This window comes from Pseudomonas sp. (assembly GCF_037994325.1).
Lineage (GTDB): Bacteria > Pseudomonadota > Gammaproteobacteria > Pseudomonadales > Pseudomonadaceae > Aquipseudomonas.
The window spans coordinates 21,414-28,429 of the sequence record NZ_JBBNAH010000549.1 but is presented as its reverse complement, the minus strand read 5'-3'; the positions used below and the strand labels follow the sequence as shown (position 1 = coordinate 28,429).

Below are 7,016 nucleotides of genomic sequence, written 5' to 3'. Positions count from 1 at the left end.
GTTCGACCGTGACACCGCCGTCGCACGCTTGCGGGCCTCTTGAAAGAGGCCCTATAATCTTGGTCTCGCTTGAACGGCGCGGGGGTATAGCTCAGCTGGGAGAGCGCTTGCATGGCATGCAAGAGGTCAACGGTTCGATCCCGTTTATCTCCACCAATTTTGCAGTACTGATGTTTCGATATTAGTTATGAACTGCCACGGGCCAGCTTATTGCTGGCCTTGTTTTTGAAGGATTTGTCCCCTTCGTCTAGTGGCCTAGGACACCGCCCTTTCACGGCGGTAACAGGGGTTCGAGTCCCCTAGGGGACGCCAATTTATCCGCTCTGCGGACTTTTGAAGGGTCACTTCTCTGAAGTGGCCCTTTTGTTTTTTCGGCTTGTGGGTGTGGCGGCGCGTATCGACACCACCCGTTGGGCTTCGCTGCGCTTACCGCACGCGGACCGACCCAACCTACGCATTCACGGCGTTTATCCAGCGCGCATGCATTCACCCTGATTGCTAAACTGCCGCCTCGCGTAAGGGAGGGGATGTATGAGCTGGGATCTGCCAACACCATTTGTGATCGACCTGCAGGTAGGCGCCGACGATATCGACGGCCTCGGCCACGCCAATAACGCCGTGTACGTCAGTTGGCTGGAGCGCTGCGCCTGGCGCCATTCGCAGAGTCTGGGCTTGGACTTGGCTGAATACCGCCGCCTTGACCGCGCCATGGCGGTGGTGCGCCATGAGGTGGATTACCTGGCCAGCGCCTACGAAGGCGAGCAGTTACAGGTGGCAACCTGGATTATTGAGTCTGATCAAAAGCTGCGCATGAGCCGGCACTTCCAGCTGATTCGCCCCGCCGATGGGGTCACGTTGCTGCGAGCCAAAACCACCTTTGTGTGCATCGAGCTAAGCACCGGCAAGCCCAAGCGCATGCCGCCGGAATTCCTCGAAGGCTACGGCCCAGCGGTAATCAATCGCTAACGGCTATGGCGCCTGTGTGTCGGTTGGGGAAAGGAATACGCCGGTATCGTCGACCACAATTTTGAACTCGCGGGTTTCGCCCGGGGTAAACACGGCCGACTGCACCGTCGCCGGTATATCACTGACGCAATACCCCGAGCCGCCACGCGACACGCTAATGGCCACTTCCCCCGACGGTACGTCCACGGCAATCGATTGCTTGGGCGTTAACTGCGCGACCAATTGGTTTTGCACGTAAAGATCCACCGCGCAGGCGTTGGGTGCCATGTTGTCGCGGCTGACCACCAAGCGCGCCATGGCTTCGCTTTCGCGTACGGTGGTGCTCAGCGGCACATCCGGCGCGGGTACCAGCGATTCGGCATTGGCGCTGGTGAGGCAGACCAGGCAGGCTGCGGCCAGCAGGAGTGGGGGCGTATGCATAGATGGCGTCCTTTCATCGGGTTCTATGGGGTGTGACCGCCTGATCGCCGATGGAATTCAGACTGAATGTCGTGCCTTGCCCCGCGCAGGCCCCTACACTAGCCGCCTTTTTCGCCCGCTCTAAAGAGAAACCGCTATGCAGATCGCCCTGGCGCCCATGGAAGGCTTGGTCGACGAAATCCTCCGCGATGTGCTCACCCAGGTGGGTGGCATCGACTGGTGCGTCACCGAATTTATCCGTGTCAGCGAGCGTCTGCTGCCTGCCTCGCACTTCCACAAAATGGCCCCCGAACTCAGCGATGGTGCGCGCACCAAAGCCGGGGTGCCGCTGCGGGTGCAGTTGTTGGGTTCCGATCCGGTATTGCTTGGCGATAACGCTGCGCTGGCGTGTGAATTGGGCGCGCCGGTGATGGACCTGAACTTTGGTTGTCCGGCCAAAACCGTGAATAAATCCCGCGGTGGGGCGGTGCTGCTCAAAGAGCCTGAGCTGCTCCACGCCATCGTCAGTGAAGTGCGCCGCAGTGTGCCGGCGGCGATTCCAGTGACGGCGAAAATGCGTTTGGGCTATGAAATTCCCGACTTCGCCCTCGACTGCGCCCGTGCCCTGGCCGATGGCGGCGCGGCGCAGATCGTCGTGCATGCCCGCACCAAACGCGACGGCTACAAACCGCCCGCGCATTGGGAATGGGTGGCGCGCATTCAAGAGGTGGTCGATGTGCCGGTCTACGCCAATGGCGAAATCTGGAGCGTCGACGATTGGCGCCGTTGCCGCGAAATCAGCGGCGCCGAAGACATCATGCTTGGTCGTGGTTTAGTCGCGCTTCCCGACTTGGCTCGGCAGATTGCCGCCGCCCGTGCAGGTGAAGAAATAGTGCCGATGACCTGGGCCGAACTGATGCCGCTGCTGCAATCGTTCTGGCTGCAAGCGCGCGGCAAGCTCTCACCGCGTTATGCGCCAGGGCGCCTGAAACAATGGTTGGGCCAACTGACCCGCAACTACCCGCAAGCCATGGAATTGTTTAGCCAGATTCGCCGAGAAAGCGATTGCGAGCGCATTGATGAGTTGTTGCAGGTGAGTGCGCAAATGGCCGAACGGTTTGCCCAGCGTGGCCTGCACATCGCCTGACGTCGTCGTCCCCGCGCAGGCGGGGACCTAGAATCGCCGGCCGCATACTAATCGCGAAACGTTTAAAAATCTGGATCCCCGCCTACGCGGGGACGACGGAGGTTAGTGTTTATGCAGCATTTCCCTTTTTAAAAATTTTCCATGCTGCTCTTGAAAGCCATCAGCCAGTCCTTATCTAGGGGTTACGGGATGCCGAAGTCGGGTCTCGAATTTAACCTTTTGCTGATTTTCAGGAGAGACACATGAGCACTGCATTTTCCCTTGCGCCACTGTTCCGCAGCTCCGTTGGCTTCGATCGTTTCAACGATCTGTTTGAAGCCGCTCAACGCAATGAACAGGCCAGTACCTACCCACCCTACAACGTGGAAAAGCACGGTGATGACCAGTACCGCATCGTCGTCGCGGCAGCCGGTTTTCAAGACGAAGACTTGGATTTGCAAGTTGAACGCGGCGTGCTGACCGTGAGTGGTGGCAAGCGTGCTGATAGCGCTAAAGACGTCACCTTCCTGCACCAGGGCATTGCCCAGCGTGCGTTCAAACTGTCGTTCCGCCTGGCTGACCATATCGAAGTAAAGGCGGCGCAATTGGCCAACGGCCTGCTTAGCATCGACCTGGTGCGTGTAGTGCCGGAAGAAGCCAAGGCCAAGCGCATTCCAATTAATGGTGCGCGCCCGGCGTTGAATAGCTAACGGCCAATCCTGTCGTCCCCGCCTGCGCGGGGGCGACGGGGAAAATCATTTAAAACAAAGGCGCCAATTGGCGCCTTTGTCGTTTCTACGGCCGCTGCGCCGCGTGGGTAAGCAGGGCGCGAAACTCGGGGAGCGGCACAGGCCGGCTGTATAGGTAGCCTTGGTAGAAGTGGCAGCCTTCTTTGAGCAGAAAATCCAGCTGATCCTGCTGTTCCACGCCTTCGGCAATCATCTCCAAACCCAGGCTGCGCGCCATGGCCACAATGGCGCGAATAATCTCGGCGTCGTTGGGGTCGTTGGTGGCATCGCGGACAAACGATTGGTCGATCTTCAGCACATCCACCGGCAGGCGTTTAAGGTAGGTCAGCGACGAGTAGCCGGTGCCGAAATCGTCCATGGCAAAGGTGACGCCGAGCTTTTTCAGGCGCAGCATTTTGGCGATGGTGTCGTCGATGTTCTGGATCACGATACCTTCAGTAATTTCCAGCTTGAGCATCGAATTGGGGAGCTGGCTGTTGCGCAGGGCGCTGGAAACCAGTTCTACAAAGTTATTTTGGCGAAATTGCAGCGGGCTGATATTCACGCACAGGCTGAAGTTGTCGCCGGCGATCAGGCCGTCCTCCAGCAACTGTGCACAGGCATAGCAGGCTTCTGCCAATATCCAGCCGCCAACTTCCAGAATCAGCCGGCTTTCTTCCAGTACGTGAATAAATTGCGCTGGCGACTGCGGCCCCAGAGTGGGGTGATACCAGCGCAGCAAGGCCTCGGCGCCTATTACTGCGCCGCTGCGGGCATCAACCTGGGGTTGGAAGTGCAGATCGAATTCGCCGCGGATCAGCGCCTGACGCAGATCGTTTTCCAGGCGCAGGCGTTCGCTGGCGGCTTCCTGCATGCTTTTGCGGAACATCTGAATGGCGTTGCGCCCCGAGTCTTTGGCCCGGTACAGGGCAATATCGGCGCGCTTGAGTAGGTCGGCCGGGGTATTGCCATGGTCGGGGATCAGGGCAATGCCCATGCTCGGCGTCACCTGCAGGCGGTGGTTATCCAGCAGCATGGGTTCGGCCAGTAGCTTGCGCAGCTTGTCGGCGATTTGCCGTACCTGGCGCATTACTTCTGAGCGTTTGCCTTCCAGGCCGGAGAGCAGCACCACAAACTCATCGCCGCCCAGGCGCGCCACGGTGTCTTCCTGGCGCACGCTGGCTTCCAGGCGCGCGGTGACCATTTTCAACACCGAGTCGCCGACCGGATGGCCAAGCGAGTCGTTGATATGTTTGAAGTGGTCGAGGTCCAAAAAGAGCAGCGCGCCGCGTAATTCGTGGCGGGTAAGCAGGGCGATCTGCTGGGTCAGGCGGTCCATCAACAGGGCGCGGTTGGGCAGGTTGGTCAGCGGGTCGTGGTAGGCCAGGTGCTGAATCTGCGCCTGGGCTTTCTTCAGTTCGTCGATATCGCGGGCGGTAAGCAGCAGGCAATCCTGGCCGTTAAGGTCGATGGGCTCGACCGACACTTCAACCTGTTTGAGATGGCCATCGCGGTGGCGGCCGAGCATTTCCAGGTGGTGTACGCGGCCATCGCGTTCGAGAATTTCCAGTAGGCGCAGGCGTTCGCTGGGTTTGGCCCATACGTTGAGGTCGGCGGCGGTGCGCCCCAACACTTCATCTGCGCGAAAGCCGGTCAAACGGTAAAAACCTTCGTTGACCTCGATATAGCGCCCGCTGATGCGCTCGGTAATGGTGATGGCATCGGGGCTGGAGTGAAACGCCTTGGCGAACTTCTCTTCGCTGGCTTTGAGCGCGGCCTGTGCCTGTTGGCGTTCGGTGATATTGCGAAACGTGGTGGTGATGCAGCGCTGACGGTCTACGCGGATAAACCGGCTGGACACTACGCAGGTCAGTTCTTCGCCTGAGCGGGTGAAGTAGCGCGCCTCTACGTTGTTGAGTTCTTTTTCCCGGCTCAGTTGCTCAAACAGGCGCAGGCGCAGGTCGGTGTCCGCCCAGAAGTGAATGTCCTTGGCGCTTTTGCCGGTGATCTCTTCGGCGGGCCAGCCAAAGGTGCGGCAAAAGCTTGGGTTTACTTCCACAAATACGCCGTCGGATACGCGCGATACGCAGATCGGATCGGGGCTGGCCTGGAACAGGGTGGAGAATTTTTCTTCCGATGCGGCCAGGCGTTGCACCCGCTGCACCCGCTCGCTGATGTCCATCAAGATGCCGACCATACGCAGCGGCTTGCCATCGCTGTCGCGGTAGAGCTTGGCAGTGCTTTCCAGGTAGTGGACTTCGCCGTTGGCGAAGCGCGAGCTGTAGGTGATCTGATATTCCTTGCGCTCGCCTTCTACTACATCGCGGTAGGCCTGGCGCATGGCGCTTTGTTCAATCTCCGGAACGCTTTCGAAAAAGTCGGCAAAGCTGCCGTGGTAAGGCTCGGCATTCATGCCATGCAGCTGCGAGGCGCGCGGTGAGCCGTACAGCATGTTGCTGGGAATATGCCAGTCCCAGGTGCCCAGGTCAGCGGACTCCAAGGCCAGCGACAGGCGTTCACGGCTGTCGCGTAACTCCTGTTCCTGCTGGCGTTGCTGCGTGATATTGCGCATCGACAGGACCAGGCAAGTGCGTCCATCCAGCTCGATTTTGCCGCCGTAGACCAGGTTGATGCTCTGCTGACCATCACGGCTGTGCAGGATGATTTCCATCTGCTCGATACGGCCGTGTGTTTCCAGGCTTTCGAGCATGCGTCGCCGGTCGTCGATGTTGTGCCACAGCCCCAGCTCAATCGAGGTGCGGCCCAAGGCTTGCGCTGCACTCCAACCAAACTGCGCCTCGAAGCCTGGGTTGACCTCAATCATTTCGCCAGTGGGGTAGTCGGTAATCACCACTGAGTCGGGGGTATTGCGAAAGGCCTTGGCGAACTTGTCTTCATTGGCGCGCAATGCTTGTTCGCCGCGCTTGTGTTCGCTGAGGTCAAGAAAGGTGCTGAGAATAAAGCTCTGCTCCTCCAGCTCGATCAGTTGGCTGGACAGGCGGCCGTCGAGCAGTTGCCCGCGCCGGGTGCGCAATTGCACCTCATGACTGACCGGCTCAACGGTTTGCGTCAGGTCCAGCAAGTATTGCTCGTGCTCGCTTACATCGGCCCACAGGCCCAGCTCTTCGACTGAGCGGCCGATGCCCTCGGGGCCCCAGCCAAACAGCGTTTCGAAGTGCTGATTGGCGGTGATCAGTACGTTGTCCTCATAGCGCACCAGCAAAATCACGTCGGGGCTCAGATGAAACAGGCTGGCAAAACGCTCTTCGGAGGCGCGTAGGGCATGCTCGCGTTCTTGCTGCTCGGTGACGTCGCGAATTACCCCCATGATGCTTTTTTTGCCATCTTCGGCGCGGTGCAGGCTGCCGGAAATTTCCAGCCAGTGCAGGCTGCCGTCTGGCCAGCGAATGCGGTGGCGGAAGGGGCGGTTGGTCGGGGCGCCGCCGATGGCGTCTTGAAACAGTTGCTGGACGGTTGCCCGTTCCTCTTCGGGAATCAGCGAAAAGTAATCGACTTGAGTGCGCACCGGGCGGTTAGGGTCCAGGCCGAAAATTGCCTGGGCTCCGCGCGACCAATCGATTCGGCCGGTGTCCAGTTCCCAATGCCAGGCGCCCAAATGTGCGCCATTGAGGGCGGCGAGCAGGCGCGGCGCGTCTTGCCAGGCTTTTTCCCGCTCAATGGGGTCTAGCGCAGGAATAAACGGACGAGGAGGCAAGTCATCAAATGGTTTGGGCATAGAGGGCCCATTCATAAGGCGGGTGTGGCAGGTGGCGCGAGCGGCGGGGTGGGGTCATCAA

General features: G+C 59.5%; 5 protein-coding genes and 2 tRNA genes. 5 read left to right on the top strand and 2 right to left on the bottom strand.

Annotation, left to right across the window (positions count from 1 at the left end; all coding sequences use genetic code 11):
- Positions 1-80 precede the first annotated feature (80 nt).
- The 3 genes from AAAB16_RS18440 to AAAB16_RS18430 all read left to right on the top strand — a co-directional run bounded on the left by AAAB16_RS18440 (position 81) and on the right by AAAB16_RS18430 (position 966).
- Positions 81-156: transfer RNA gene (locus AAAB16_RS18440), tRNA-Ala, on the top strand.
- Between the two features lie 80 nt (positions 157-236).
- Positions 237-312: transfer RNA gene (locus AAAB16_RS18435), tRNA-Glu, on the top strand.
- Between the two features lie 219 nt (positions 313-531).
- Complete coding sequence (locus AAAB16_RS18430; protein WP_340664633.1) at positions 532-966, top strand: thioesterase family protein; 435 nt, start codon at positions 532-534, stop codon at positions 964-966.
- 3 nt (positions 967-969) lie between these two features.
- Here AAAB16_RS18430 and AAAB16_RS18425 read toward each other — a convergent pair whose 3' ends face one another.
- Positions 970-1,386, bottom strand: coding sequence for a hypothetical protein (locus AAAB16_RS18425; RefSeq protein WP_340664632.1), 417 nt, complete (start codon positions 1,384-1,386; stop codon positions 970-972).
- 136 nt (positions 1,387-1,522) lie between these two features.
- Between AAAB16_RS18425 and AAAB16_RS18420 the strand changes: the two genes are divergently transcribed.
- Positions 1,523-2,512 (top strand): tRNA-dihydrouridine synthase, encoded by a 990-nt coding sequence (locus AAAB16_RS18420; protein ID WP_340664631.1) that lies wholly within the window; start codon positions 1,523-1,525, stop codon positions 2,510-2,512.
- 242 nt (positions 2,513-2,754) lie between these two features.
- Positions 2,755-3,201, top strand: a complete 447-nt coding sequence (locus tag AAAB16_RS18415) for an Hsp20 family protein (protein WP_110617714.1) — start codon at positions 2,755-2,757, stop codon at positions 3,199-3,201.
- Positions 3,202-3,286: 85 nt separating this feature from the next.
- On the opposite strand, the gene AAAB16_RS18410 is transcribed toward AAAB16_RS18415, so the two are convergent.
- Positions 3,287-6,955 (bottom strand): PAS domain S-box protein, encoded by a 3,669-nt coding sequence (locus tag AAAB16_RS18410; RefSeq protein ID WP_340664630.1) that lies wholly within the window; start codon positions 6,953-6,955, stop codon positions 3,287-3,289.
- Positions 6,956-7,016 lie beyond the last annotated feature (61 nt).